The sequence below is a fragment of the Rhodoblastus acidophilus genome, assembly GCF_009720655.1.
GTDB classification, from domain to species: Bacteria; Pseudomonadota; Alphaproteobacteria; order Rhizobiales; family Beijerinckiaceae; genus Rhodoblastus; species Rhodoblastus acidophilus_A.
Window position 1 is genome coordinate 188,105 of sequence record NZ_WNKS01000003.1, and the last position, 24,845, is coordinate 212,949.

General features: G+C 65.5%; 26 protein-coding genes, 2 tRNA genes and 1 pseudogene. 16 read left to right on the forward strand and 13 right to left on the reverse strand.

The annotated features are described in order from the left end of the window. Nucleotides 1-42: 42 nt before the first annotated feature. Complete coding sequence (locus GJ654_RS05230) at nucleotides 43-849, reverse strand: glycoside hydrolase family 25 protein (RefSeq protein ID WP_246664609.1); 807 nt, start codon at nucleotides 847-849, stop codon at nucleotides 43-45. A 182-nt stretch (nucleotides 850-1,031) separates the two neighbouring features. Between GJ654_RS05230 and GJ654_RS05235 the strand changes: the two genes are divergently transcribed. Further along, the gene (locus GJ654_RS05235) at nucleotides 1,032-1,880 is read left to right on the forward strand and encodes a polysaccharide deacetylase family protein (protein ID WP_246664610.1); all 849 of its coding nucleotides are present in this window, start codon (nucleotides 1,032-1,034) and stop codon (nucleotides 1,878-1,880) included. Nucleotides 1,881-2,117: 237 nt separating this feature from the next. Here the strand turns inward: GJ654_RS05235 and GJ654_RS05240 are convergent. Next, nucleotides 2,118-2,204 (reverse strand) — tRNA-Leu (locus tag GJ654_RS05240). 267 nt (nucleotides 2,205-2,471) lie between these two features. On the opposite strand from GJ654_RS05240, the gene lipB reads away from it, so the two are divergent. The 4 genes and pseudogenes from lipB to GJ654_RS05260 all read left to right on the forward strand — a co-directional run bounded on the left by lipB (nucleotide 2,472) and on the right by GJ654_RS05260 (nucleotide 5,470). After that, nucleotides 2,472-3,209, forward strand: coding sequence for a lipoyl(octanoyl) transferase LipB (gene lipB, locus GJ654_RS05245; protein ID WP_155445056.1), 738 nt, complete (start codon nucleotides 2,472-2,474; stop codon nucleotides 3,207-3,209). A 44-nt stretch (nucleotides 3,210-3,253) separates the two neighbouring features. Further along, nucleotides 3,254-3,595, forward strand: coding sequence for a hypothetical protein (locus tag GJ654_RS05250; RefSeq protein ID WP_155445057.1), 342 nt, complete (start codon nucleotides 3,254-3,256; stop codon nucleotides 3,593-3,595). A 134-nt stretch (nucleotides 3,596-3,729) separates the two neighbouring features. Then, nucleotides 3,730-3,805, forward strand: a tRNA-Lys gene (locus GJ654_RS05255). Between the two features lie 499 nt (nucleotides 3,806-4,304). After that, a pseudogene (locus GJ654_RS05260) lies at nucleotides 4,305-5,470 on the forward strand (IS256 family transposase). Nucleotides 5,471-5,940: 470 nt separating this feature from the next. Here GJ654_RS05260 and sohB read toward each other — a convergent pair. The 3 genes from sohB to GJ654_RS05275 all read right to left on the reverse strand — a co-directional run bounded on the left by sohB (nucleotide 5,941) and on the right by GJ654_RS05275 (nucleotide 7,879). Further along, a complete protein-coding gene (sohB, locus tag GJ654_RS05265) occupies nucleotides 5,941-6,957 on the reverse strand; it encodes a protease SohB (RefSeq protein WP_155445058.1) in 1,017 nt (338 codons plus the stop codon). 104 nt (nucleotides 6,958-7,061) lie between these two features. After that, on the reverse strand, nucleotides 7,062-7,226 hold the full coding sequence (locus tag GJ654_RS05270; RefSeq protein WP_264586134.1) for a Flp family type IVb pilin: 165 nt from the start codon (nucleotides 7,224-7,226) through the stop codon (nucleotides 7,062-7,064). A gap of 11 nt (nucleotides 7,227-7,237) precedes the next feature. Continuing rightward, nucleotides 7,238-7,879 carry a hypothetical protein gene (locus GJ654_RS05275; RefSeq protein ID WP_155445060.1) on the reverse strand — a complete coding sequence of 214 codons (642 nt, stop codon included), beginning with the start codon at nucleotides 7,877-7,879 and terminating at the stop codon, nucleotides 7,238-7,240. 70 nt (nucleotides 7,880-7,949) lie between these two features. On the opposite strand from GJ654_RS05275, the gene GJ654_RS05280 reads away from it, so the two are divergent. Further along, entirely contained in the window at nucleotides 7,950-8,480 is a 531-nt protein-coding gene (locus tag GJ654_RS05280; RefSeq protein WP_155445061.1) for a gamma carbonic anhydrase family protein, read from the forward strand. Between the two features lie 53 nt (nucleotides 8,481-8,533). On the opposite strand, the gene GJ654_RS05285 is transcribed toward GJ654_RS05280, so the two are convergent. After that, nucleotides 8,534-9,262, reverse strand: coding sequence for a CpsD/CapB family tyrosine-protein kinase (locus GJ654_RS05285; protein ID WP_155445062.1), 729 nt, complete (start codon nucleotides 9,260-9,262; stop codon nucleotides 8,534-8,536). Between the two features lie 161 nt (nucleotides 9,263-9,423). On the opposite strand from GJ654_RS05285, the gene GJ654_RS05290 reads away from it, so the two are divergent. The 6 genes from GJ654_RS05290 to GJ654_RS05315 all read left to right on the forward strand — a co-directional run bounded on the left by GJ654_RS05290 (nucleotide 9,424) and on the right by GJ654_RS05315 (nucleotide 15,624). Next, nucleotides 9,424-10,128: an exopolysaccharide biosynthesis polyprenyl glycosylphosphotransferase gene (locus GJ654_RS05290; protein ID WP_155445276.1), complete on the forward strand. Its 705-nt coding sequence runs from the start codon at nucleotides 9,424-9,426 to the stop codon at nucleotides 10,126-10,128. Between the two features lie 15 nt (nucleotides 10,129-10,143). Continuing rightward, entirely contained in the window at nucleotides 10,144-10,674 is a 531-nt protein-coding gene (locus GJ654_RS21405; RefSeq protein ID WP_319802121.1) for an acyltransferase, read from the forward strand. Beyond that, nucleotides 10,671-12,092, forward strand: a complete 1,422-nt coding sequence (locus tag GJ654_RS05300; protein ID WP_196305440.1) for a right-handed parallel beta-helix repeat-containing protein — start codon at nucleotides 10,671-10,673, stop codon at nucleotides 12,090-12,092. Before GJ654_RS21405 ends, GJ654_RS05300 begins: the two co-directional genes overlap by 4 nt. Beyond that, nucleotides 12,089-13,471 carry an oligosaccharide flippase family protein gene (locus tag GJ654_RS05305; RefSeq protein ID WP_155445064.1) on the forward strand — a complete coding sequence of 461 codons (1,383 nt, stop codon included), beginning with the start codon at nucleotides 12,089-12,091 and terminating at the stop codon, nucleotides 13,469-13,471. The genes GJ654_RS05300 and GJ654_RS05305 overlap by 4 nt, the downstream gene beginning before the upstream one ends. After that, nucleotides 13,468-14,961 (forward strand): O-antigen ligase family protein, encoded by a 1,494-nt coding sequence (locus GJ654_RS05310; protein ID WP_155445065.1) that lies wholly within the window; start codon nucleotides 13,468-13,470, stop codon nucleotides 14,959-14,961. The genes GJ654_RS05305 and GJ654_RS05310 overlap by 4 nt, the downstream gene beginning before the upstream one ends. 189 nt (nucleotides 14,962-15,150) lie before the next feature. Continuing rightward, nucleotides 15,151-15,624: a PadR family transcriptional regulator gene (locus GJ654_RS05315; RefSeq protein WP_155445066.1), complete on the forward strand. Its 474-nt coding sequence runs from the start codon at nucleotides 15,151-15,153 to the stop codon at nucleotides 15,622-15,624. A gap of 321 nt (nucleotides 15,625-15,945) precedes the next feature. On the opposite strand, the gene GJ654_RS05320 is transcribed toward GJ654_RS05315, so the two are convergent. Genes GJ654_RS05320 through GJ654_RS05330 form a run of 3 tightly spaced genes read right to left on the reverse strand, consistent with a single transcriptional unit; the run spans nucleotide 15,946 to nucleotide 18,274 of the window. Next, the gene (locus GJ654_RS05320; protein WP_155445067.1) at nucleotides 15,946-17,289 is read right to left on the reverse strand and encodes an ATP-binding protein; all 1,344 of its coding nucleotides are present in this window, start codon (nucleotides 17,287-17,289) and stop codon (nucleotides 15,946-15,948) included. Further along, nucleotides 17,286-17,966, reverse strand: a complete 681-nt coding sequence (locus GJ654_RS05325) for a response regulator transcription factor (protein ID WP_155445068.1) — start codon at nucleotides 17,964-17,966, stop codon at nucleotides 17,286-17,288. The genes GJ654_RS05320 and GJ654_RS05325 overlap by 4 nt, the downstream gene beginning before the upstream one ends. Before the next feature lie 11 nt (nucleotides 17,967-17,977). Continuing rightward, complete coding sequence (locus tag GJ654_RS05330) at nucleotides 17,978-18,274, reverse strand: PepSY domain-containing protein (protein WP_155445069.1); 297 nt, start codon at nucleotides 18,272-18,274, stop codon at nucleotides 17,978-17,980. Between the two features lie 129 nt (nucleotides 18,275-18,403). Between GJ654_RS05330 and GJ654_RS05335 the strand changes: the two genes are divergently transcribed. The 4 genes from GJ654_RS05335 to mazG all read left to right on the forward strand — a co-directional run bounded on the left by GJ654_RS05335 (nucleotide 18,404) and on the right by mazG (nucleotide 20,929). Continuing rightward, entirely contained in the window at nucleotides 18,404-18,685 is a 282-nt protein-coding gene (locus GJ654_RS05335) for a hypothetical protein (protein WP_155445070.1), read from the forward strand. Beyond that, complete coding sequence (locus tag GJ654_RS05340; protein WP_155445071.1) at nucleotides 18,660-18,926, forward strand: hypothetical protein; 267 nt, start codon at nucleotides 18,660-18,662, stop codon at nucleotides 18,924-18,926. Before GJ654_RS05335 ends, GJ654_RS05340 begins: the two co-directional genes overlap by 26 nt. Nucleotides 18,927-19,363: 437 nt before the next feature. Continuing rightward, complete coding sequence (locus GJ654_RS05345; protein ID WP_155445072.1) at nucleotides 19,364-20,038, forward strand: cold-shock protein; 675 nt, start codon at nucleotides 19,364-19,366, stop codon at nucleotides 20,036-20,038. Between the two features lie 69 nt (nucleotides 20,039-20,107). Next, nucleotides 20,108-20,929 carry a nucleoside triphosphate pyrophosphohydrolase gene (gene mazG / locus GJ654_RS05350; RefSeq protein WP_155445073.1) on the forward strand — a complete coding sequence of 274 codons (822 nt, stop codon included), beginning with the start codon at nucleotides 20,108-20,110 and terminating at the stop codon, nucleotides 20,927-20,929. Between the two features lie 289 nt (nucleotides 20,930-21,218). Here the strand turns inward: mazG and GJ654_RS05355 are convergent, their stop codons facing one another. The 4 genes from GJ654_RS05355 to GJ654_RS05370 all read right to left on the reverse strand — a co-directional run bounded on the left by GJ654_RS05355 (nucleotide 21,219) and on the right by GJ654_RS05370 (nucleotide 24,834). Beyond that, on the reverse strand, nucleotides 21,219-21,932 hold the full coding sequence (locus tag GJ654_RS05355; RefSeq protein ID WP_246664612.1) for a class I SAM-dependent methyltransferase: 714 nt from the start codon (nucleotides 21,930-21,932) through the stop codon (nucleotides 21,219-21,221). After that, nucleotides 21,929-23,119 carry a D-alanyl-D-alanine carboxypeptidase family protein gene (locus tag GJ654_RS05360; RefSeq protein WP_264586120.1) on the reverse strand — a complete coding sequence of 397 codons (1,191 nt, stop codon included), beginning with the start codon at nucleotides 23,117-23,119 and terminating at the stop codon, nucleotides 21,929-21,931. Before GJ654_RS05360 ends, GJ654_RS05355 begins: the two co-directional genes overlap by 4 nt. A gap of 105 nt (nucleotides 23,120-23,224) precedes the next feature. Next, nucleotides 23,225-24,166, reverse strand: coding sequence for a septal ring lytic transglycosylase RlpA family protein (locus GJ654_RS05365; protein WP_155445074.1), 942 nt, complete (start codon nucleotides 24,164-24,166; stop codon nucleotides 23,225-23,227). A gap of 212 nt (nucleotides 24,167-24,378) precedes the next feature. Continuing rightward, nucleotides 24,379-24,834 carry a DNA polymerase III subunit chi gene (locus GJ654_RS05370; RefSeq protein WP_155445075.1) on the reverse strand — a complete coding sequence of 152 codons (456 nt, stop codon included), beginning with the start codon at nucleotides 24,832-24,834 and terminating at the stop codon, nucleotides 24,379-24,381. Between the last annotated feature and the right edge of the window lie 11 nt (nucleotides 24,835-24,845).

The window sequence follows — 24,845 nt, forward strand, 5'->3', positions numbered from 1 at the left end:
TAAAACAGTAACATCAATGATCGCTTGCGCAAGTTGCGGCTACTACCGAGCGGCGGCGAAAGTGTTGTTTTGCAGCCAGTTCCGCCAATCCTTCTCATCGCCGTAGAAAGCGTTGCGGTCGACTCGGGTGGGGATGCCGTGCACCCAGGCGTCCGACTGGTACTGCCAGAAATGCCAGGGACGGTTGCCATATCTCACGGCGGGATGATGTTTTGTCGAGCGGATCCACATCGGGTATTCCGACATCTCGCCGTCCGAGAACATGGCCTCGTAGAAATCGACCGTGGTGTAGATGATCGGCTTCTTGCCGTAAAAGCGCTCCATCTCGACCAGCATGGCCTTGATCTCGCGCAGCGTCGGCTCCTTTTCCAGCCGGCGGGGGCAGGTGGTCGAGGTGGGCGTGGCCTCGACATCGAGCACGGGGGGCAGGGCGTCCGGCTCGCGCGGCACGTGCTGCTCGAACCAGGACATGTTTTCGTGCCAGGGCCGGCACCAATAGACGAAATGGTAGGCCCCGCGCGGCAGGCCCGCGGCCTTGGCGCCGTGCCAGTTTCGGAAGAATTTCGGGTCGAGCCGATCGCCGCCCTCGGTGGCCTTGATATAGGCGAAATTCACGCCGCCATTGGCGACCGCCATCCAGTCGACATCGCCCTGGTATTTGGAGACGTCGACGCCGTGCACCGGGAGATCCTTGGCGATCTTGATCGCCTCGGACTCCTTGAAGTGACCGGGCCGCTGCCCCGAGAGCCGGCCGGAGTCCGGCATGATGGAGGGGCCGGGGCCACCGCAGCCCGCGAGGAGGAGCGCGGCGAGCCCGAGAAATCCAAGAGTTTTCGACCGATTGTTCATGCGGGCAGAATATCCCTGGAAGAGCAAAAAGTCGTTAAAGGGCATTAACCATGCAGGCCCGCAATAGAAACCAGATTTTCACCCTTGTCCAGCGCAACGCTTGATTTCGCGGGCCATTTGCGCCATTTGCGACAGGCGATCCCCCGCGTCAGGCGCCGATGAGACCGTACGGAATTTCATCTATGACGGTCAACAAATGGTTAATCTTCGGCCTGTTGCTGGCGAGCATGCCGGCGCCCGCCCAAGCCTGCGGTCCGGACGCGCTCGGGGTCTCGCGCGAGATCGCGGTCGGCGGCGCGCCGCAGATCGGCCTCAAAACCTACCCGCGAACGCTCTCCCTTGCCGACCATGAGGTTGTGCTGACCTTTGACGACGGTCCCTCGCCGGCGACGCGAAAGGTGTTGGACGCGCTCGCCGCCCAATGCGCCAAGGCCACCTTCTTCCTCATCGGCCGCAATGCGCAGGCCATGCCGGAGCTGGTGCGGCGCGAGATCGCGGAAGGGCACACGGTGGGCAGCCATTCCTGGTCGCATCCGTCGAAAAGCCTGCGCGCGCTGGACCTCGCCGACGGGATCGCGGAGATCGAGCGCGGCGACAAGGCCGTGGCGGCGGCCTCCGGCGGCACGGCCTCGCACTTTTTTCGCTTCCCCGGTTTCGGCGATTCGCCAGCGCTGCTGGAGGCGGCGGCGATGCGAAAAATGCCGGTGTTCGGAACCGACCTGTGGGCCTCCGACTGGAACCCGATGACGTCGGAGCGCGAGCTGAACCTGCTGATGACGCGGCTGCGCAAGGCGGGTAGGGGCATGATCCTGCTGCACGACATTCACCGGCAAACCGCCGACATGATTCCGTCGCTGCTGCGCACGTTACATGCGGAAGGTTTTAAGCTCGTCCACCTCGTCCCCGGCCCGGACGCCCCCGAGTTGCGCGCCGCGCCGGACGGCTGGACCTCCGAGACCGAAGCTTTTTACAGAAAAATGTTTGGCGAACTCGCGCGTCCGACGCCGCGGCCGCAGCAGTCGACGAATTGACCCTCCAGGGCGGCTGCTCGAAAGGAGGTCATACCGACGTCAGCGCCATGGTCATGGAGATTTTCGCCGCGCTCGCATCCAGGCGGGTGATGAGACGACTCACACGAGCGTCATCACCTTAAGTTCGGGGGACAACATCACACCGTCCACAGGCTGTCCGCGCGGCGTCCGCAGGGCTTCATTCAAGATGACAGACTCGCGTTTGGCGACGCGAGTTTTTCCAATCGTCTTGTCGATTGGTGCGGCCAAGAGGACTCGAACCTCCACCCCGGTTAAAGGACTAGCACCTCAAGCTAGCGCGTCTACCAATTCCGCCATGGCCGCGAAATCATTGCGTTGCAGGAGCGACGCAATCGGTAGCGGTCGTCTAACAAATCGGTTCCGCGCTGGCAAGCGTTCCTGAGCGAAAATTTCATCGAGGCGATTGTTCTGGACCGAAAGACGCGATTTCAGGCAAGAAGGCCGCGACCCTCTCCCTCTGCCCGCGTGCGGGGAGAGGGTTGGGGTGAGGGGCAGGGGCGTTGGCTTCAGAGTCCTCTGAAAATTTTCGGAATCGCCCGAGCCTTCCACTCCAGCCGAAACGCGGCCCCGATGTCCGAATCTCGCGAAACCCTTTCGAAAAATTTTCTGCCGACCCCCGCTTCGCCACCGGTTGACTGGATCGTGGCGGAGGGGCTGACCGACTACGCCTTGGCCTGCAAGCGCATGGAGGACTGGGCCGGACGAATCGCCGACGGAAGCGAATCGGAAAAGGTCTGGCTGGTGGAGCACCCGCCGCTTTACACGGCGGGAACCTCCGCCAAGCCGCAAGATCTGCTCACCAAAGACCTCCCGGTGTTCGACGCGGGGCGGGGCGGCCAGTACACCTATCACGGGCCGGGCCAGCGGGTGGCTTACGTCCTTCTCGACCTGTCGCGCCGCCGCCGCGACGTGCGCGCCTTTGTCGGCGCATTGGAGGCCTGGCTGATCGCCGCGCTCGCCCTGTTCAACATCAAGGGTTTTACGCGCGAGGACCGCGTCGGCGTGTGGACGGCGCGCCCGGACAAGCCGCCGGGTCCGAACGGCGAACCGGCGGAGGACAAGATCGCGGCGATCGGCGTGCGGCTGCGCCGTTGGGTGTCGTTCCACGGCATATCGATCAACGTCGAGCCGGACTTGCGTCATTTCGCCGGCATCGTTCCCTGCGGCATTTTCGAAAGCCATCTGGGCGTGACCAGCCTGGTCGATCTCGGCCTGCCCGTGACCATGCCGGAGGTCGATATGGCGCTACGTCAAGCGTTTGAGCCGATTTTCGGCGCGACCCGGTCGGCGTCGGGCGCCGATTCTTAACCATTCGCACGCAAGTTTTGCCGAGCTTCCGCAGGACTTGATCGATGATCCGCCGCGCCGCCCTTTTCGCGATTCTGTTGGCCACTCCCGCCACGGCGCAGGAATGGCGGTTCTGCGTCGGCGTGGCGCCCGCGAGCCATGAGTCGGTGATATCCGACATTTTCACCAGCGGCGCCGAACCTGCTCGACTGGAGCAGCGGCTTCAGGCCTGGTACCGCGCCCATCGCGGTCGCACCCTCACCTTTCAATGCCCGCGGGGCGGCGACCGCTTGGCGGCGCTCAACGGCCAGACGGCGGCGCTGCAATACAACCGCACCATGGGCTATGCGGTGAACGGCCTGCCCTCGAACGAGGTGATCACGGCGCTGGGAGAAGACGTGTTTTAGCAAAAAGTGCAAAAAGCGGTTTCGGGGGCTGGACAGGGCGGAAAGGCTTTGCTACATCCCCACTCGTTCGGCGGCGAGCACAACTGGCCGCTGAATTTTCGTCTCAGAAACAATGTTCTGCGACAAATTTCGATGGGCGCATAGCTCAGTTGGTAGAGCAGCTGACTCTTAATCAGCGGGTCCAAGGTTCGAGCCCTTGTGCGCCCACCATCGAAATCAGGGACTTAGCGAGAATTTCGCTCGTCGTTGCTTCCATCAATTCCGAAAATGGAAGCACCCTGGGAGCACCGTCGCAAAAATCGCGCTGGTTCGCTGCTTCAATGCGCTCGCATGTCATGAGCCTGGCGCGTCACACCTGCCATATCTCCTGTCGCCTAATCTCGAGGCGTAATTCGGCGCTGACGTCGTTCAGCTTTCCCACACGCTGCCGCCCAACGAATGCGACGCCAGCGGCTGCCCCGCCCCGCCAATCCGCCCCGTCCGGATTGCTCGGAAGGAACTCCTAGGCCCCGCCGCCCCGGGGGGAGAGGGGGGATTGAGAATGAGCGGGTGGATCGTGTCCCAGGCCGTGGTGTAGGACGACGGGAGCAAGCCGCTTGCGAAGCGCGCTCCCCATAGCGCCGTAGCGAGCGAGCGGCTTTCGGCGGCCACCGGCGATTCTCCGGTTAAGTTCAGGTTGCGACACACCAACGCAACCGAGGAACCATCGATGACCGATGAGATGATGAACCTTCGCGCGCTCGTGGAAAAGGTCCCCGACGCCGATATCCTGCGGGAGATGATCGGCTTTGCCGCCAAGCGGCTGATGGAGATGGAGGTCGCCGGGCTGACCGGCGCCGACTATGGCGAGAAGAGCGCCGAGCGTCTCGCCCAAAGCGCGCCGGATGGCCGAGAAGGCGCTGACCGCCGTCATCCAGGAAGCCTATATCCAGGGCGTTTCGACGCGCAAGGTCGACGATCTCGTGCAGGCGATGGGCATGTCCGGCATCTCGAAAAGCCAAGTCTCGAAGCTCTGCGAGGACATCGACGCGCGGGTGAACTCGTTCCTCGACCGCAAGCTCGAAGGCGAGTGGCCGTATCTCTGGCTCGACGCGACCTATCTGAAAGCGCACGAGAACGGACGGATCGTCTCGGTCGCCGCAATAATCGCCACGGCGGTAAACGGCGAAGGGCGGCGTGAGATCATTGGGCTCGGGCTGGGACCGTCCGAGGCGGCGGTGTCCTGGCTCGGCTTCCTTCGTTCTCTGGAAAGCCGCGGCCTCAAGGGCGTCAAGCTCGTCATCTCCGACGCGCACGAAGGTCTGAAGGCGGCGATCGCCCAGGTCTTCAAGGCGAGTTGGCAGAGATGCCGGGTCCAATTCGCTTCGTTTCACTTCGCGGCCCCTTCGGGTCATGCGCAATGCGCTCGCCCATGTCCACAAAACGCATCACGCCATGGTGTCGGCGGCAATCCGCTCGGCCTTCGCCCAGGAGGACCAAGCCGCCGCATCGCGGACCTGGCGCCAGGTCGCCGACCAATTGAGGGCGCGATTTGCGAGGCTGGCCGACGTGCTGGACGCCGCTGAGGCCGAAGTGCTGGCCTACATGGCCTTTCCCAAGGAGCATTGGGCCAAGTTGCACTCCACAAATCCAATCGAGCGTCTCAACAAGGAGGTGAAACGGCGCGCCGACGTGGTCGGCATTTTCCCCAACGAAGTTTCGATCAGGCGGCTCGTCGGCGCCATCCTGCTCGAACAGAACGACGAATGGCAATTACAGCACCGCTACATGAGCTTGGAGACGATGGCCGGTCTTGCCGACGAAGCCGCCGCGCCGCCAAAAATCGCAGCCCGAAGTAGAGGCGCTACGATCGCCCCACAATTTCCACCACCTTGACGGACGCGATCTTGGATTCGCATAATCAACATTATGGAACTCTTCAAGTTGCCGTTTCCAGCGTAATCGCAGTTGCGCACGTCACGGTAAAGGCGCGAGAGCATTCGGCGGCATGCTCACATCATCCACAAGTTCACCATGCGCGTCATTGAAGTGACCGCCATCCCTTTGGCCTTAAATTGTGCAAACGCCGCTTCCGCGGCCCTTACCGCGTACGCATCCGGAGACAAAACGCACCAATTTTGCACAACCGTCCCCGGAGCTGACGGCGAGTGTGTTCATTCGCAACTCTTGCCGGTCACACGCTTCTCGAACGACGCGGGGCAGGGACGCAGCGACGCTGGTTGAAGCTCCCCTACCCTCGGCTTCAACGCCGCGCTTCGCCGCTCCTCGAAATCACCCCGGCGCCTCGAGCGCCAACTCTGGGCGATCATGGGATTCACAGCGGCAACGCTATTGGTCCGCGTTCCTCAGATCAACGAACTTGCTCTGATCGCCCCGAGCGGGCCAAACGCCGATGCGCCCTCGAACCCCAAGCGGCCGAGCACTTGTTGCAAGAGAGTTCTGCGCGCTGCGGTCTTGACCTCAAACAAACGGGCCTCGTCCTTCAAGCGGAACAGAAGTTCGTCGCTCGTCGACAAGGCGTCGACAAGACCCAAGCCGAGCGCCTCGGTCGCGAGCCAGACGTCGCCGTTTGCGACCTTGGCGAGGTCGACGCCCGTGCGGCGCTCGGCGACAAAGGTCTTGAAGACCGCATGGGTGTCTTCGATCTTGCCGAGAAAATGCTCGCGGCCGGCCGGCGTGATCTCGCCGAGCATCGAAACGGAGCGCTTGAATTCGCCGGCCGTCAATTCCTCGTAATCGATGTCGTTTTTCTTGAGCAGCCGGTGGAGATTGGGGACCTGCGCCACGACGCCGATCGAGCCGATGAGGGCGAAAGGCGCGGCGACGATGGCGTCGCCCGCGCAAGCCATCATGTAGCCGCCGCTCGCCGCCACCTGGTCGACGGAAACCGTGACCTTGATCTTGCGATCGAGAAGCCGCGAGAGTTCAGCCGCCCCGAGTCCGTAGCCGGTGACCGTGCCTCCGGGGCTGTGAAGCCGCAACACCACCTCGTCCTGCTCCGGACGAGCGACGGTAAGCACGGCGTCGATCTCGCGCGCCAGGTTCTTGACGGTCGACGCCATGACATCGCCCTTGAAGCCGAGGACGAAGATGCGTTTGCCGGGTTCGCCGCCCGTCCGCGCCTTGGCCTCACGTTTGCGCGCCTTGGCGAGCGCCCGGCGCTGTTTCTTGTCGAGGATTTCTGCGTCGAGTTCGTCGCGCATCTGTTCGTAGCGCTCATTGAGCGAGCGCACCTCGATTTCGCGCGCACTGCCGCTGTCGCGACGGGTGAGGCGCGCCATGAGCGCCGCCAGGGCGCCGACCGCCACCACGATGAGCGTGGCCTTCAGAGCGAAGGCGGCGATATCCAACCAGAATCCCATGCTGAGACATTCCTCCGCCCGCGTCTTTTCACGCCTGCGGGCGCAACGCAAGTGAGGGAGTCACGCGATGAGGCAAGGCGTCAATTGATGGCGTTGCTGATGAACTAGAAATGGGAGTTAACCTTCGAGCCGAGCGTGTGGACGCTGGCGATCGCCGCCACCGAGAGTAAGGCGGCGATTTGCGCGTATTCGATCGCGGTCATGCCTGCGCGCGCCTGGAGGAAGTCAAGCGAGCTGTGCTGAGATTCGCTTGACTTGAGATTGTCTATTCACGTCGATCTCACGGCGCCAGCGCGCCGCGGGTCAGCAGCAGCGCATTGGCGCGCAGGCTGGCCCAGTGTGGCAGCCAGCGCGGATCAAATCGCAGCGCGACATCGAGCCCTTCAACCGCGAAATGGGCGAGACAGACTTCAGGCAGCCCGTCGGCCGGGATCTTCGGGCGCTGGCAGCGGGCTGCGAAATCCTGTCCGTCAGGGGCGGCGTAATAAAAATCTTCACCCGCGAACGGCGACTTGTCGTCGAAGCGGCGCATCAGCAGCCCGCCGTCGCTGACCAGAACCTCGGGCGCCAGATAGGGAGCGCGCTGGTCGGCCGGCGCGGTTCGGTTCGATCCGCCTGCGTCAGGGGTCAAGGTGATGAAAATCTGGGCGGCCCCGGCCTTTTCGTTTTCGCCGGCGCCCGGAAGTCGGCGCGGCTCGGCGGCCGCCGGCGCGAAATCGGGCGCGAGCACCACCAGATCCACACGATTGGCTTCCAGCGGCCCCTCGCGCAGATAGGCCGAGGTGAAATGCAGCCGCTTCGACCCGATGGCGACTTCGACGGTTTGCGGCGGCTGCGGCGACGGCCAGAACCGCCATGCCGCGGCCCCGCCAAGCACCAGCAGGATGGGAGCGAAGCCGAGAAGGAGAAGCAGGCGGCGCATGGGACCCGAAAGGACGAAATGGCGGAATGGCTTTGAGCCGATTATTGTGGCGTCCGCAAGGGAGAAAAGCATGAGTCTCTATTCGCTCGACGGCGTGTCGCCGGAGCTGCCCGAACACGGAAAATATTTCGTCGCGCCCGACGCCAATCTGATCGGCCGGGTGCGGCTGCGCGAGGACGCCAATGTCTGGTTCGGCGCGACGCTGCGCGGCGACAACGAATGGATCGAGGTCGGCGCGCGCACGAATATCCAGGACGGCTCCGTCCTGCACACCGACATGGGCTGTCCTCTGACCATCGGCGCCGACGTCACCGTCGGCCATTGCGTGATCCTGCACGGCTGCACAATCGGCGAAGGCAGTCTGATCGGCATGGGCGCGACGATCATGAACAATGCGAAAATCGGCAAGTTCTGCATCGTCGGCGCCAACGCGCTCGTCACCGAGGGCGCTGAGTTCCCCGACTATTCCTTGATCGTCGGCGCGCCGGCCAAGCTGAGGAAGACGCTCGATCCGTCGTCGGCGGAGGGGTTGCTCGGCAGCGCCCGCCACTATGTCGAAAACGCTCACCGCTATCTGTCCGGCCTCAAGCGGATCGATTGAGGCGAAGCAGAGGCGGGGCCGGGCCTGAGTTCGTGGTGGGAGAGCGAACGAACTCAGGCCCGCGCCCAGCGCACGCCGACCACGCCGGCGATGGCGCAGCCATGGGCGCGCAAGCCCGCGCTGACGCGGCGCACGTCGTCGAAGCGCGCTTCGTCGAGACGCGCCGCGATCACCGCCGAACCCGCGCGGGCCGCGATCACCGCGGCGTCCGCGCTGTCGAGCGCCGCGGGCGCGTCATAGATCACAAGATCGAAGTCCCGCGCCCATTTCGCCGCCAGGCGCACAAACATTTTGGATGCGACGAGATCCTGGGGATTGGACGGCGCCGCGCCGGCGGGCGCGATCGCGAGATGCGGGGCGACCTCTCGGACGATGGGCGCGTCGCCCTGTCCGCGCGTCAGCGATTCGGCCAGCCCGCCCGGCCGCGTCGGCAGGCCAAACAGGTGAGCAAGGCCGGGGCGGCGCAGATTGGCGTCGACCAGCAGCGTCTTCAGTTCCAGCTGCGCAAAGGCGAGGGCAAGATTGCCCGCCAGCACGCTCGCCCCCTGCCCGTTCCGCGCCGCGACCAGCGCGAAACTCCCGCCGCGCGCGAAACCGGCGGCCATCAGCGACGCGCGAATGGAGCGAATCGATTCGGCGGCTTCCCCCGCTGGCGCGCGCGCGACGCCGAGCAGAGGCGACAGGCGGTTGTCCTCCGCGCGAACGCGGCGGGCGTCGACAGACGCCTTCCTGATGCCGGGACGCGCTCTGGCGCGCGGCCCCAAATCGAGAACTTCGGTCATCTCCGGCCCCTTCGACGCAACGGCAAGATGAATTTATCGGCTCACCCTGCTCCAGAATGGAACAATTGCGACAATCCGCAACGGAAGGTTGAATTAATTTAATCTTAACAACCTGAGCATGCCCAACAACCCGAGGACGCCGGGAGCCAGCCGTGGAAAACATGTCCGGGACCGCCGCAAGCGCATACGATGAAGAATCGTTCGACGTGCTGGGGGACGCGGAACCCGCACGGGCCCGCCGCGAGCCTCAAGGAGAGGCGGAAGCGCTCAGCCGCGAGGCGCGCGCGGCCAAGAGAACCTTCGACATTCTCGTGGCCGGCGCGGCTCTTGTGACGCTCGCTCCGCTGATGGCGGCGATCGCATTGGCGATCCGACTGGACAGTCCTGGCCCCCCGCTGTTCCGGCAGACGCGCGGCGGGCGGCGCGGCCGTCCCTTCCGCATGTTCAAGTTCCGCACGATGTATCGGACCGAGGACGGGGTGGAGGTCGAACAGGCCCGTCCCGGAGATCGCCGCATCACCCGCGTCGGCGCGTTCCTGCGCCGGACCAGCCTGGACGAGTTGCCGCAACTGCTCAATGTCCTGCGCGGAGACATGTCCTTGGTCGGCCCGCGTCCCCACGCTCTGAAGCACGACCGCGACTTCGCCGCGCAGGTCGAGGATTACGCCCTTCGCCAGCAGGTCGCGGCGGGTGTGACCGGCTGGGCGCAGGTCCATGGCGCGCGCGGGCCGACGCAAACCGAGGACCAGATCCGCCGCAGGGTCGAGCTTGACCTTTGGTACGTGCGCAACTGGAGCCTGGGACTCGACATTACCATCCTGCTGCGCACGACGGCGGTGGTGATCCAGGGCCATAACGCCATTTGAAACGGGACGGGGCCGGTGAGCCTGAACACAGAAATCGCGGCGGGCCCGAGATCAGCGCGCAGGAACGGCGCCCCGCCCTCTCCCTTCAAGCGGCTGATGCTGGCGTTTCGCCGGATCGTGATCGCGGCTCGGCTCGGCCTGCTGCGCCGCGCCGGCATGGAGATCGGACGCGATTGCCTGATCTCGCTGCGCGCACGGCTCGATCCGACCAACCCGCGCGGCATCCACATCGGCGACGGCGTCTTGATCGCCTTCGACGCCGTGATCTTCTCTCATGACCTTTCGCGCCATTTCCACGCGGACACCCATATCGGCGACAATTGCTTCATCGGCGCGCGCGCCATCGTCATGGCAGGGGTGCGGATCGGCGACAATTGCATTGTCGGCGCCGGAGCGGTGGTCACGCGGGACGCGCCCGCCGGCAGCGTCCTCGCCGGCAATCCCGCGCGCATCCTGCGCTCCGGCGTGATCACGCGCAAATGGGGCATCTTGGCCGAGGCCTACGAAGAGGCGCTGGCCCGCGAAAATTTTGGGGCGGCGCCATGAAGCGAATGGCTATGTTCGTGGCTCTGGCGCTCGCCGTCCTCCCGGGCGTCGTCGTCGCGTGCGACGCGCCAAAGGATCTTGGCGGACGGGTGTTCCATGTCGATCCCTCACGCGGATCGCCCGAGGGCGACGGATCGTTTCGAAAACCTTGGCGCAGCCTCGCGGAGGTCCTCGATCCCGCGCGAGGGCTGATCGCCTCCCCGCGCCTGCGCCGCCAGCCGGACGGCGGTTTTGCCACCGAACCGGCGGAGGGCGGCCTGATCCGCGCCGGCGACGCGATCGAACTCGCCGATGGCGACTACGGCGACATCACGCTCATCGGCTACGCCAATGCAGATTTCATCACGATCGCAGCGGCGCCGGGGGCCAAGCCTGTCGCGCACGGCCTGTTCATCGCCGGCGCCTCGCACTGGCTGCTGCGCGGGCTGACCTTTACGGCCGCATCCGGCGAGAGCGGGCCCGCGGGCGCCATCGTCGAGGCCGGCTCTCCCGCGCTCGGCCCCAGCGACCACATCGCCTTCGTCCAAAACCGTTATTTCACGGCTGCGACCGTCGCCGACTGGCGCGAGGACGACTGGGTGAACAGGCCGAAAATGTATGGTCTGGTGACGCGGGCGCGCTGCGCGCTGGTGCGCGGCAATGAATTTTTTCATCTGCGCAACGCGCTCGACATCGGCGGCGACGACTCCCTTGTCGAGGACAATTTTTTCCACGATTTCGGCAATGACGCCATGGATTTCCACGCCAGCGGCGTAACGATCCGGCGCAATCAGGTCTCGGCAAGCCGGCACCCGCCCGCGGAAAAGCTGCATCCCGACGGGGCGCAAGGCTGGGCGCTCGACGGCGCCGTCCACCGCGACATCCTCATCGACGGCAACATCATCGCCAACCTCAATCCGTCTGAAGACAATTACATGCAGGGCATTTCGATCTTCACCGGCCGCTTCGAAAACGTCACCATTCAAAACAATGTCGTGGCCACCAACACCTGGCATGGAATCACGCTCTACGGCGTGAAGAACGCCAAAGTTCTCAACAATACCGTGGTCGCGACCCGCCCAGGTCAAAAGGACAGCTGGATTCTGATCCACGATTCGACCGACCACGCCACGCGCAGTGACGCGCTGGTGCGCAACAACATCGCCACCGCCATCGTGGTCGAGAACGCCGACGTCACCCTCGACCACAATCTGACCGCGCTCCCGATCCGCGCGCAAAAGCAGGCGCGGATCGTCGAAGGCGGCGGCAACCGCGTCGCGCCGCTCGCGCCGCTGTTTCGCGCTTTGTCGCCTCAAACCGGCGTGCTCGACCTGCATCTCGTCGCGCCTGTCGCCGGCGCGGCCGATGGCGCGCCGGAAAGCGACGCCGAGGGTCGCAAGCGCAGCGCCGGCGCCGACCTTGGCGCCTATGCGCGATGAGAACGCCGCGCGCTTGGCGGAACGGCGCCGCGCTCTCCGGAAGCGCGGCGCTGGAGATCGCCCTGCCCTTCACGCGGATGCTGCTGCTCAGCCGTGCGCTGTCCCTGAGCGAACTCGGCTTCGCCTCGGCTCTGGCGACGGCCTACGCCCTCTATGATCAGATCACTGACATGGCTCTGCACCGCTCGGTCTACGCGGAACGCCGGGAAGATTTCGCCGCCGCACTGGCCGGGGCCCATGGTCTGCTGGCCTTGCGCGGGGTTTTGCTGGCGGCGCTGGCGCTGGCGCTCGCGCCCTTCGCCGCAGCGCTGTTCGGCCTTTCCGGCGACGTCGGCGCGTTCGGCGCGCTTGCCGGGCCGCTGTTCATACGAGGTTTCGAGCATCTGGCGCCTAAAGTGGCGGAGCGGGACTCCAATTACGGCGCGCAATTGCGCGTCGCCATCAGCGGCGCAACGTTTTCCCTGCTCGCCCTCGCCGCGACCCTGGCGCTGGGGGGCGGTCACAATGCCCTGACCGCCTCGCTGTACGGGCTGGCGCTGGGGCAGACGATCGCGAGCCACGCCTTCGCCGCCATCCCGTACCGGCTGTCGTTCGGCGCGGAGTTTCGCAAGGCGCTGCGGTTCGGCGCGCCGCTGATGGCGAACGGATTGGGCCTCGCCGTCGCCGCGCAGGGGGATCGGCTGCTGGTCGGCGCGCTGCTCGGCCCCGAGGCGCTTGGGCTTTACGTCGTCGCCATGCTGGCGGTGCTGGTTCCGGTCACGTTGGCGCAGCGGATGATGGGCGCGCTGGCCGGCGCCACGCTCTACAATTCCGGCGCCGAGCGCGCCGAAACGATCCGCCGCATCGCCCGCGCTGCGCCAGCGGCCGGCGCCTTTTACGCCTGCGGTGCGCTCGCTTGCGCCAACATTCTGGTGTCGCTGGTGTTCGGCCCGCGCTTTGTCCTGCCGCCGCTCGGTCTCGCCCTGCTTTGCGCCGCCGCCCTGCTCCGCATCGCCCGCGCCGAACCGTTCACGTCCCTGCTGTTGCTCGACCGGCGCACCAAGGAGGCGGCGCTCGGCAATCTTTCGGCGATGGGGGCTTTGCTTGTGTCCGCCGGGTTGATGCTGGCGACTCCAAGCGTTGGATCGGCGCTGGTCGGCCGGGCGCTGGGCGAAGCGATCGCGCTGGTCGTCACCTTTTCGCTGACGCGCCGGATGCTCGGCACGGCTGCCGCCGATTATTTGAAAGCGCTCGCCTTCGCCTGCGCACTGACGCTTGTCGCAAGCCTGCCCATGTTCGGCGGACCGACCGCGCTTGTCTGCGCGGCGCTGGCCGCCGCGGCTCTGACGCGCATCCTTTTGCGGGGCGACGGCGCCGTTCGCGCCGGAGCCGCGCCATGATCGCCGCCGCCGGGCGTCTCCCCCTGCTGGGGCTGCTGGCCTATGCGCTGGCGGCGGGCGGGGTCGCCGCGCTCGGCTCGCCGCTTGCAAGCGTCGCCATGCTACTCCCCCTGGGCGGACTGCTCCTGTTGCTGTTGCCCGACCAGGAGCTGGTTTCGCCGCGCCTCGTCGCCGCCGCCTTCGTCGGCATGGTCGCGGCGCACCTTTGCCTGCCCACCTATTACATGGTCCAGACGCAGGGGCTGCCGTGGATTTCGCTGCGCCGGCTGACCTTGCTGATCCTGCTCGCGCTGGCGCTGCCGCATCTGGCCACCTCGGCTCGGTCTCGCAAGCAAATGCTTTCGGCGCTGAGCGCCGCCCCGGCGCTGCTGGCGCTGAACATCGGCTTTGACCTGATGGCCGGGCTCTCCGTGGTTTTTTCGGTCGATCCCGCCGCTTCGGCTCAGGCTTATGCCGAAGCGGCCTTCTCCTGGCGCCTGCCCTTTCTCGCTTGCCTGATTGTCGTTGCGGACGAGGCCGCCGGGGTCCGGCTGGTTCGGCTGATCGGCGTGCTGTGCCTGCCGGTCGCGGCGCTGGGGATCTCCGACTTTGTCGCCGAGCACAATTTTGCCCTGGACATCCTGCCGAAAGGGCTGCTCGCCCGCATGACGGAGAGTAATCCCGGCATCAGACTGCTGATGGAGTTCAATCCTTGGCGAAACGGGTTTTTCCGCGCGGTGTCGATCTACAACACGCCGCTTTCCCTGGGCGAATTCGCGGCCATGTGCGCGCCGCTTGGCCTCTTTCTACTGTTGCACGGAGGCGCGCGCAACGACCGGGCGCTCGGGCTTTCGGTGATCGTCGCCGCGCTGGCCTGCCTGTTCGTCAGCGGGTCGCGCGGCGGTTCGGTCGCTTTCCTGGTCGCCATGCCACTGCTCGGGCTGTGCTGGGCTGTCCGCCTCTGGCGCACGCGCGAAAGTCTCGCTGGTCCCATCGCGTCCATCGCCGTCGCCATGACCGGCGCGGCCGCGCTCGCCGTCGTTCTCACCTGGAAACGCCTGTTCAACATCGTGTTCGGCGGCGGCGATTCCGTCGGCAGCACCGCCTCGCGCGCCGAACAGGCGGCGGCGGCCTGGCCGTTCGTTCTGGACGAGCCGGTCTTTGGTCATGGAATGGGGTTGGCCGCGACCGTGCTGGACTGGCGGTCCGCGCCCGGGGCGCCGACCAGCGTCGATTCCTACCTGATTTCGGCTCTGATCGAGACCGGTTTTCCCGGGGCCTTTTGCTATTTCGGCGCCATCGCGCTCGCCGCGTGCGCTTGTCTTACGATATATCTGCGTGATCGCGACGCGCGGGCGGCGCTGGCGGGACCGCTGGGGTGTTCGCTGATCGCCTACGGCATCTATCGGCTGGCGCTGTCGCAGAAAGAGAATCAAACTCTGCTGTTCATCCTGCTGGCGCTGGCTTTCGTCTGCATCCGCGAGGCGAAGAGCCGCCGGCTCGCCCGATAGGGATATATCTTGTGCGATTGCATCGAAAGAGCTATCCAAAGTTATATCTAACCAGGAGCGCGGGCTTTGGAACAGAATTGCGCATCGGGCGGCCCAGGCTGCGGGGGCAAAGGGCGCGGCTTCGGCTGGAGGGGTGGACGCGGCCCCGGTCGAGGCGGCGGCGGCGGCGGCGAATTCCGGATCGGACGCATGCTCGCTCAAGGCGATCTGAAGCTGATCGCACTGGCGCTGATCGAACAGCAACCGCGCCACGGCTACGACATCATCAAGGCGCTCGAAGAGAGAACCGCCGGTCTCTACGCACCGAGCCCCGGCGTGGTTTATCCGACCCTCACCTATCTCGAGGAGGTCGGCCATGTGACCTCGCAAGCTGAGGGCGTGAAGAGACTTTACACGATTACGCCGGAAGGCGGCGTCTTCCTCGATGAAAACCGCGCCTTCGCCGAGGCCGTTCTGGACCGCCTCTCCGCCCTGGGGGCGCGCGCGGCAATGATGGAAGCGCAGCGGAGCGAAGCCCCCTTCCCTGGCCTGCCGCCCCTGGTCGAAGCGGCGCTGGTCAATCTGCGCGCCGTCGCCGCGAAAAAGTTGGAGGGCGACGCCGACGCCGAGGCCGAAGTGGTCGCGCTTCTCGCGCGCGCCGCCGGCGACATCCGAAAGGCTTGATGCCGCCGCGGGAAGTGAAGCGGATCGAGTTGCCGGACAGGCTGGCGAGAAGCAGGCCGCAACCGGCCCATCCCAGCGTCGGCGCAATCGCCGAACGACCGGATTTTCGCCTGATGCTCAATCCTCTCCTTGGGCGACATGAGCATCCAGCCGCGCGTGTCGCCCTCGTCCGCGCGCCAGGGGCCGCCGGGCCTCCGCGGCGGCGCCAAGCGTGAAAAGGACAGCCAGTCCCGCTGCTCCTGCTTGCACCTGAGCCCAGCTCCCTTTCATCGTCGCCACCGCGAACGCCAAGGTCATCACATCAAGGAACGCCGCCGGCCGTCACAGCCGGACTTCGGCGCGCAAGCCTCCGAATTCGCTCTTCCCGATCACAAACTGGCCTTGGTGAAGCTGGGCCAGGTCCGTGACGATCCCCAGGCCTATGCCCGTCCCCGGCGCATCCTCGGCCAGACGCGCGCCCCTGGTCATGACGTCATCGATCCGGTCGTCGGGAACGCCAGGACCATCGTCGTCCACGGCGACGACGATCCTGCCGTTCTCGCGCCGGGCCGACGCCCTGACGCGGCTGCGCGCCCATTTCCGCGCGTTGTCCAGCAGGTTGCCGGCGAGTTCCTCCATGTCGCGCTGGTCGATCGACAGTTCGAGGTTTTCCGGAGCGACCTCGACCTCCCAGCTCAGTTCGTCGCCGCGCGGCAGTCGCGTCATCACGCCGACCACACGTGTCAGCAGCGGCTGCGCCAGCGTGTGCGAGGCGACGGGGCTCCTGGGCCCCACGGCGCGTGCAGCAGCGAGCGTGCGGGTCACATGCGCGTTCATCAGGCCGATTTCGCCATCGAGGCTGTCGGCCACGCCGGTCTCGCCGCGCGCGCGCAAGGCGCGGGCCTCCGTCGAGAGCACGGCGAGCGGGGTCTTCAGCCCATGCGCCAGTTTCGCCGCATTGGCGCGCGACCGCTCGATCGCCTGCGCCTGCGCTTCCATGAGCGCGTTGAGATCGCCCACCAAACCCTCGAGTTCGCGCGGAAACGGTCCGTTCAGTCGTTCGCTCTCTCCGGCGCGGAAAGCCTCAAGCTGGCGCCGCAAGCCGCCAAGCGGCGCCAGCCCCATGCGCACTTGCCCCCATGACGCCAGGATCAGCAGGCCAGCCAATATCGCCAGCGAAGGCGCCACCACACGAACAAAATCCTTGCGCGCCTCGTTGACGACGCATTGCTCCCCCGCGACGGCGACCTGAAAGCGGCGGTCCCCGTCGGGTCCGGGCAGGACGACCGTGCGCTCGACCACGATGAGCCATTTGTTTCTCGGGCCGCGCAATTCGCGCACCTGGGGCGTTCCCACGCCGACCTCGTCCCGGGCGGAAGGGATGGACTCGTCCCAGAGAGACCGCGACCGCAGGAGGATGGCGCCCCTTTCCGACACCTGCCAATAGAGGCCCGACAGTGGGCGTTGGAACAGGGGGTCGGAGAGTTCGCCCGAGAGCGACGCCTTTCCCTCCGCCTGCGGCGTCAGGAGGGAGACGGCTTGAAGCAGGTGGTCGTCCAGCTCCTTGATGAAGCGCCCGCGCACATGGCTGTCAAAGGCGGAAACGATGACGAAGCCGGCGATCGCCAGGGCGGCGGCGATGCCGAGCGTGGCCGCGGCGAGGAGACGCAGACGCAGCGACGTCATGGCTTGCCCTCGCCCTCGTCCAGTTCGCCGACGTAATAGCCGTAGCCGCGTCGGGTTTTGATGAAATCGTCGCCGAGCTTGCGCCTGATCCGCGCCACCAGCACTTCGATGGCGTTGGCGTTGCGTTCGAAATCCTGAGCGTAGATGTGCTCCGTGAGTTCGATCTGCGGGGCGGCGCGGCCGACATGGTGCATGAGGTAGTGGACAAGCCGATATTCCATCGGCGAAAGATCCACGGGCATGCCGCCCATCAGCACGCGTGAAATCCGCGTGTCGACGACGACATCTCCGAGCGAGAGCTTCGCGCTGACGTGTCCGGTCGCCCGCCGCAGCAGCGCCCGCACGCGCGCCATGAATTCCTCGATGCGGAAGGGTTTGACCAGATAGTCGTCAGCGCCGGCGTCGATGCATTCGACCTTCTCCGACCAGCCGTCGCGCGCGGTGAGGATGAGAACGGGCATGGTCCGGCCGTTGGCGCGCCAGCGTTTCAGCACCTGGACCCCGTCGAGCCTGGGCAGGCCGAGATCGAGCACCGCGAGGTCAAAATCCTCGGTGTCGCCAAGAAACCAGGCGGTCTCGCCGTCGCGGGCCTGCTCCACCACATGGCCCGCCGATTCCAGAGCGCGACGCAACTCCTCGCCGACCTTCCTTTCGTCTTCGACCACCAGGATTCGCATCGCGCCCATCCTCATGGACCGTCGCCGGAGGCGCTGGCCTTCGCATTCGCGCGATGGTCACGATAGCGCCCGTCCCTCCCCAGAACCTTGATCCTGTACAAATATCCATCCTTCTCGCGTTCCAGGAAAGCCTCGACGATTTCCCCGTCTGGGACCGGCCGGAGGCGGCTCAGGGCGTCTCGAAGCGGCAGGATGTCGCCTCGGCGAACGAGGTCCCGGGCGCTTTCGAGCGACACGGGCTCCGCCGGCGCCGGCGACGCGCCGATGATCGCGCCGGCGGCGACAACGACGAGCAGCGATCTGGTCATGCTCCGCCCTTTCGCGTTGCGAGCAACATGCGCGTTTCAAGCTTGCAAATCGCTGTCGGCGGTCGTCAGCCAATTGTCATGCGCGCTGTGTCAGGGTCCGCGACAGTCGTTTTCGACAAGGAGCGTGTCATGAAAATCAAGATACTGGCTCTGATCGCCGCCGCAATTCTCGCATCGCCTCCGCTGGCGTTCGCCCAGCGCGGCCCCGTCGCCAGCGCCTGCGCCAGCGACATCGAGACCTATTGCAAGGGCCTGCCGCATGTGAACCGGGCGGTGCGCAAATGCCTCGAGCAGAACAAGGACAAGGTCGGAACCTCCTGCCGCGAGGCGCTGAACGCCACGGGCTGGGGCTATCGGCATGGATACGGCTGCGGAGGCGGGGCATGTGGACGCGGAAACCAGCCCCAGTAGACGGGGCGTTGGCGACCTGACGTTCATCATGAAGGCTCGCGTCATTCCGGGCGGCGCCGGTCGCGCCTCGCAGCGCCGGCCAAAGCCGCGGCAACGTCTCGGCGAATTCGGCCGGCGCTCCGGCGGCGCCGGCCGCATCGGCAAATCCATCCATGTTCATGACCTTGAAGGGCAAGGGCGGCTGAGCTTTCGGGAAAATCGCGCAGGCGGCGCTTGGCGCGCACAGCCGTTCGGAATGTGAGTCGTTTTCGAGAATCAGGTCGCCCGGAGTCGGGGTCGGAAGCGCGCGCCGAATCCATTCGCTTGGCCATCAAGCCGGTTCATGGCCTCGCAACCGCCTTCGGTCGAGGTCCCACAATCATCCCTCGCGCCGACAGGCTTGGCCGCTTTTTCCTGCTATTTCCGACGCCAAAACGGCAGCGTCACGGATTGGCAGGGTTTCCGTAACGGTAATTCCGAACGGGCGAAATTTCGCCATGAAACGGTGCGATTCCGCGAAATTACCCATAGCCAGAACTGGCCATTTGCTGCTAAATAATGAACGCGCGGGCTTTGGACTTGAAAATAATCACAGAACCATCTGCTGGCGGTTCCCTGGGCCTGTGCGCTGCGGGGCCAATAGGCGTAGGCGAGCGTCCCGCGCCATTTTGAAATGAGGCGGAGTTAAATAGAGCGGACATGAGCAAAGGTAAAGATTTCCGGGGCCCCAGGAAGCGCGGTTTCGATGACGATGGGCCCTCATTCGACAGCCCGCGGCAGTTTCGCCAACCCCGCCAGACCTTCGACCGTCAGCCCATGGGCGGCGGTTTCGGCGATTTCGCTCCTCCGCCTTCGCCCGCCCCCGTCGGCAATTCCGTCGACGCCGTGGTGAAGTGGTTCAAGGGCGACAAGGGCTTCGGCTTCGTCGAACTCTCGAACGGCGCAGGCGACGCCTTCCTCCACATCGGCGCGCTGCAGCAGGCCGGATATGAAAACGTCCCCCCGGGCGCAAAGCTCAAGGTGCTCGTCGCCAATGGCGTCAAGGGCCAGCAGGTCACCCGCGTGATCGAGGTGGACACCGCCGGCGCCGCCGAGCGCGCGCCGCAGCGTCCGTCCTTCGGCGATTCGCCGCGCCCGCCGCGCCGCCAGCCCGACATGTCCAACGCCGTGGAAGTCCAGGGCGCGGTCAAGTGGTTCGACGGCGCCAAGGGTTTTGGCTTCGTCCAGGCCAGCGATGGCGGCAAGGACGTGTTCGTCCATATCTCCATCCTCGGATCCGCCGGCATTTCCGGCCTCGCCGAGGGACAGCCGGTCACCATGAAGGTGGTGGACACGCAGAAGGGCCGCGAAGCGGTCGCCATCTCGCTCTCCTGAGCCTGACGGTTCCAACATTTTCCCAGAGCAGGGCGGTCGACCGCCCTGCTCTTTTCGTTTGAGGCCAGCATGGAACCGACCCGCGATATCTCCCGCCTGCTCGAAATCATGGCGCGCCTGCGCACGCCGGAAATCGGCTGCGCCTGGGACCTCGCGCAGGATTTCCACTCTCTCGCCCCCTATGCGATCGAGGAGGCCTGCGAAGTCGCCGACGCCATCGCGCGCGAGGATTTTGTCGACCTCTGCGATGAACTTGGCGACCTGCTGTTGCAGGTCGTGTTCCAGGCCCGGCTGGCCGAGGAGCGCGGCCTGTTCGACTTCGGCGCTGTCGTGCAGGCGATCAATGAAAAGATGATTCGCCGTCACCCCCATGTGTTCGGCTCGCCGCAAGCGCGCACGCCGGAGGCGGTGGAAGGGGTCTGGGCCGAAATCAAGGCGCGCGAGAAGGCGGAAAAGGCGGAAAGACGTCGCGCCGCCGGCCTGCCCGATCAGGCGCGAAGCGGGTTGCTCGCCGATGTGCCGGCCGTCCTGCCCGCGCTCGCCCGCGCCGTCAAATTGCAGGACAAGGCGTCGAAGGTCGGTTTCGATTGGAACGACGCGCGGCTGGTGCTGGCGAAGATTCGCGAGGAATGCGACGAGGTCGAGGAGGCGCTTGCCCGCGGCGACAAGGCCCATGTGGCGGAAGAGATCGGCGACGTGCTGTTCGCCGTGGCGAATCTCGCCCGTCACCTCAGGGCCGATCCCGACGCCGCCCTGCGCGCCACCAACCAAAAATTCGAGCGGCGTTTTGGATATATAGAACAAGCCATCGAAAAGCAGGGGCGGAAGCTTGGTGAAGTCGATCTGGAGGCGATGGACGCGCTTTGGAACGAGGCTAAGGCGACGGAATAATCCTTGCCGCCCCGACCCCGAAACATTCAACGAAATGGCCAAGGGGTTCCTTCCGGACCATCTCGGTTTGACCGTCACGGATGTGGCGCCGGGCGCGGACGCGCCCCAGAGCTTTTTCACGCGAACCGGCATCCACTTCGCTTGAATACTCTAGCCCTGGTCGGTTGTACGCAGATGATTCTCTATCCCCGCTGACGAATCCCCACGAAAAGATCGGCGATGCCATGAATTGCACTGCGCGTCTTGCAATGAATTGCATTGCGCCGCCAGCCGCTCGCCGGCAAAATCTTCAGGCCTTGCGAAAGTGCGCCCGCCAGTGACGATTTGGAGTTGCGCCCGGGGGAATGTCCTCAAGCGTCTCCAACAGCAGTCCGCACGATTCGAACGCCAGCAGATCGGCGCGGGTCAGCGGCCAGGGTGGGCCGTCGATCGCCTGGTCCTCGTCGCGGGCGCGCGCGATGACCAGTAGCTGTCCGCCCGGCTTGAGGAAACCGGCGAGCGCCGCGCGCGCCTGCGGCAGGAGTTCGGCCGGCAGCGCCTGCAAAGTATAGATCTCGTTGACGAAATCAAATCTTTCGGCCCATTCGGGCGGCGCGGCGAACAGGTCGGCCGTGTGAAAGGCGATGTGGGGAAAGCGCTGTCTCGCCCAGTCCACAGCGGCGGCGACAAGGTCGAAGCCGGTGACCTCAGCCCCCTGCCCCGCCAGCGCGGCGGCGTTGTCGCCAAGACCACTGGCTATGTCCAATGCGCGCATGCCGTCCAGTCGCGTGTTCGCCAGCCAGCCGGCGAGATGCGGATGGGGGCTGAGATTGCCCCAGGGCACTTTGGCGGCGTCGCCTTCAGCCAGCGCATAGACCGCGTGAAACCAGTCCCGACGAAACCGATCGTCGCCATGCCCCTGTCTGGCGGGATCGATCGCGTCGAGTTTTTCGCGCGCTTCCGCCCGGCGCCGGGCGAAATCCTCATCCGCGATGACCTCATGAATGGGTTTTTCGGCCATCATTGCGTTGCGTTCGTTGCGGCCTTCTTGGCGCTCTTGAATCCGGACGAAAGGGTTTTGTGGAAAATTTGCAAACCGAGTTCGAACGCGGCGTCCTTGGCGCGCTGGCTGAGGTCGCCAAGCTCCACCGCCTCGCCGGTCTTCAGCGGAACGTCCATCGCCAGGGTGGAGCCGCTGAAAATCTTCAGGCGGGCCACCACGGTTCCCGCCGCCACCGGCGCAAGCAGCGGGCCCGTATAGACGATCCGGCCGGTGATCTTGTCGGTCGAACCGCGCGACGCCATCAGCCGCACCGGCGCCGTGGTGAGCAGCGGCGCTTCCGACTTGGCTCCGCCATAGACCTTGGCGACGCCCACCTGTTCATCCGAAGCGAGCAGCTCCTTCACCTCAAAGCCGCGAAACCCCCAATTGAACAGTTTCCGCGCTTCCTCGGCGCGGTCCTTGGCGGTCTTGGCGTCGAGCACGACAACGATCAACCGCCGGTCGCCATTGACCGCGGAGCCTACGAGATTGAAACCGCCGTCGGGCAGATTGCCGACCTTCAGCCCGTCGCCATTCACCTCATTGAACAGGATGGGATTGCGATTGACCTGGCGAATCTTGCTCCAGGTGAACTCCTTCTCGCCGAAGAAATGATAATATTCCGGATAGGTCTTGATGACGTGCTCGGCCAGCCGGGCGAGGTCGCGCGCGCTGACCGTTTGGGCGGGGTTGGCCGCGCCCCAGGAATCGACGAAATGCGAGCGGCTCATGCCCAGTTCGGCCGCCCGCTTGTTCATCATGCCCGCAAAGCTTTCCTCGGAGCCGCCGAGGCCTTCCGCAAGCGCCACCGCCGCATCGGCGCCCGACTGCACGATCATGCCGCGCAACAAATCCTCGACGCGGATGTTCGCGCCGAGCCGCGCGAACATGGAGGCGCCGCCCCGCGCCGTTTTCCAGGCGTGTTCGGAGATGGGGAATTGGGTGTCGAGCGTGATCTTGCCGCTCTTGAGATCGCGAAAAACCAGCTCCGCCGTCATCAGCTTGACCACGGAGGCCGGCGCGGTCGGCTCGTCCGCCGCCTTGTCGAACAGCACGGCGCCCGTACCCACGTCCATCACCAGCGCGCGGGGCGCCGTGGTCGTAACTGTTTGAGCCCATGCGCCCGAAGCGGCGCCCAGGATAATGAACAGGACGGCGAAACGTCTCACACGACCCTCGATTCCGGCAATGCTTGGACCCTCGGCAATAGGACGCGCGGAGGCCGAGCCAGTTTCTATGCGATTACCGGGGGGATGCCAAGGCGCGGAAAATCCTCAGCGTCGGGAAACCCGGATCGGCGTGTCCGCGCCGGGGATCGTGCCGAGATCGAACGGCCGTTGTGGTGGCGCGGGGGGATGTTCCGGAAGTTGCGCGACGGGCCCGGTCGCCGGCGCGAGCTCCTCCGGCTTCAGCGGCGGCGCGGGCGCCGGGCGTTTCGGCGGCGGCGGCTGGTTCACCGCCACGTAATCCGTGCGGGGCGGGGCTTGCGGCGCGCTCTCCGGCTGGATCATGGCGACGCGCTCGATGTCGCGCACGGCCTGGGTGGGCGCCGGCCGCTCCTCGGGAAGTTCGCGGCGCTCCGCCACCATGGTCGGCGACAACGAGAAATCGTCGAGTTGCGCCGGCCTGCCGTCGACGCGCAGCGTCGCCAGCAACTTGTTGTCGTCGGAGCCGCCGAGCGAGGCGTTTCCGACATATTCGACCTTGACCCTGGCGGTGCCGATGTGGCGATAGCCCAGCGCCTCGGCGGCGCGGGAGGACAGGTCCATGATGCGGCCGTCGTGATAGGGGCCGCGATCGTTGACGCGCACGATGATCGAATGATGATTGCGCAGGTTGGTGACGCGCGCATAACTCGGCAGCGGCATGGTCGGATGCGCGCCGCTGACGGAGTCCTTGTCATAGACTTCGCCGTTCGCGGTGCGCCGGCCGTGGAAGGCGTCGCCATACCAGGACGCGAGGCCGGTTCCGGCAAACTTGCGCTCGCTCGGCACATAGGTATGTCCCGCGACCGAATAGGGTTTTCCCACCAGATACTGGCCGCCGCCCTTCGGCACTTCCTCGCCTTCGGCGACGACGCGCGGGCTGGCGCGGCCATATTTCGACTCGGGGAAATATTCCTTGCCGTGGGAGCGCATGGAGGTTTGCTGCCGCTGGGCGCAGCCGCCGAGGCCAAGAGCGGCGATCAACAGGCCGAGAGTGACGAGACGTTTCATCAGAGATCTGACATCCTCGTTGCGCCGCGCCGCCCATAGCGCGGGATTTTATTCAAATCTTTCAGGCCCGACCATGCGTCCCGAAAGTTGCCAAATGGTTACCGACCCTCAGGCTTGCGCCGCGCGCCAAAGATCACGGTTTCGTGATGGTGAAGGGTGGTCAAGGAATGGGGCGGAAATACGGCATGATCCTGGCGACTGAAATCGCGCGGTCACGCCTGCTTTTGCCAACCTCCCTCGTCCGTCTCAGCCCAATAGGCGAGCGTCGCGTTGATTTGGCGCAGTTTTTTCCACTGCACGCGCGCCGCCGTGAGAAAATCCTCGTCGCGGCCGTCGAACAGGACAATGAGTCGCTGGTAACTATGATCGACGAAATGTGTAGCCTCGACCCCTTCGAGCAGGAACCGGGTCTGGGCGCCATTGGCGTTATCGTCGCCCAGCGTCAGCCAGACCGGCTGCATGTCTGGATCGCCGTCCTTGCCCCCGCCATGCGGCAGAAACGAGTCCTCGGCGTAGGTCCACAGCAAGTCATCGAGCGTCGCGAGCCGCTCCGGCGTCGCCGCATGGATCACGGCGCGCCAGCCGCGCTGCAACACGCGTTCGACCAGACTTGGCAAGACCTGCTCCAGCCTGCGGCGCTGAAGCTGATAGAACCAGACTTCCGTCATCGGGGGAGGCG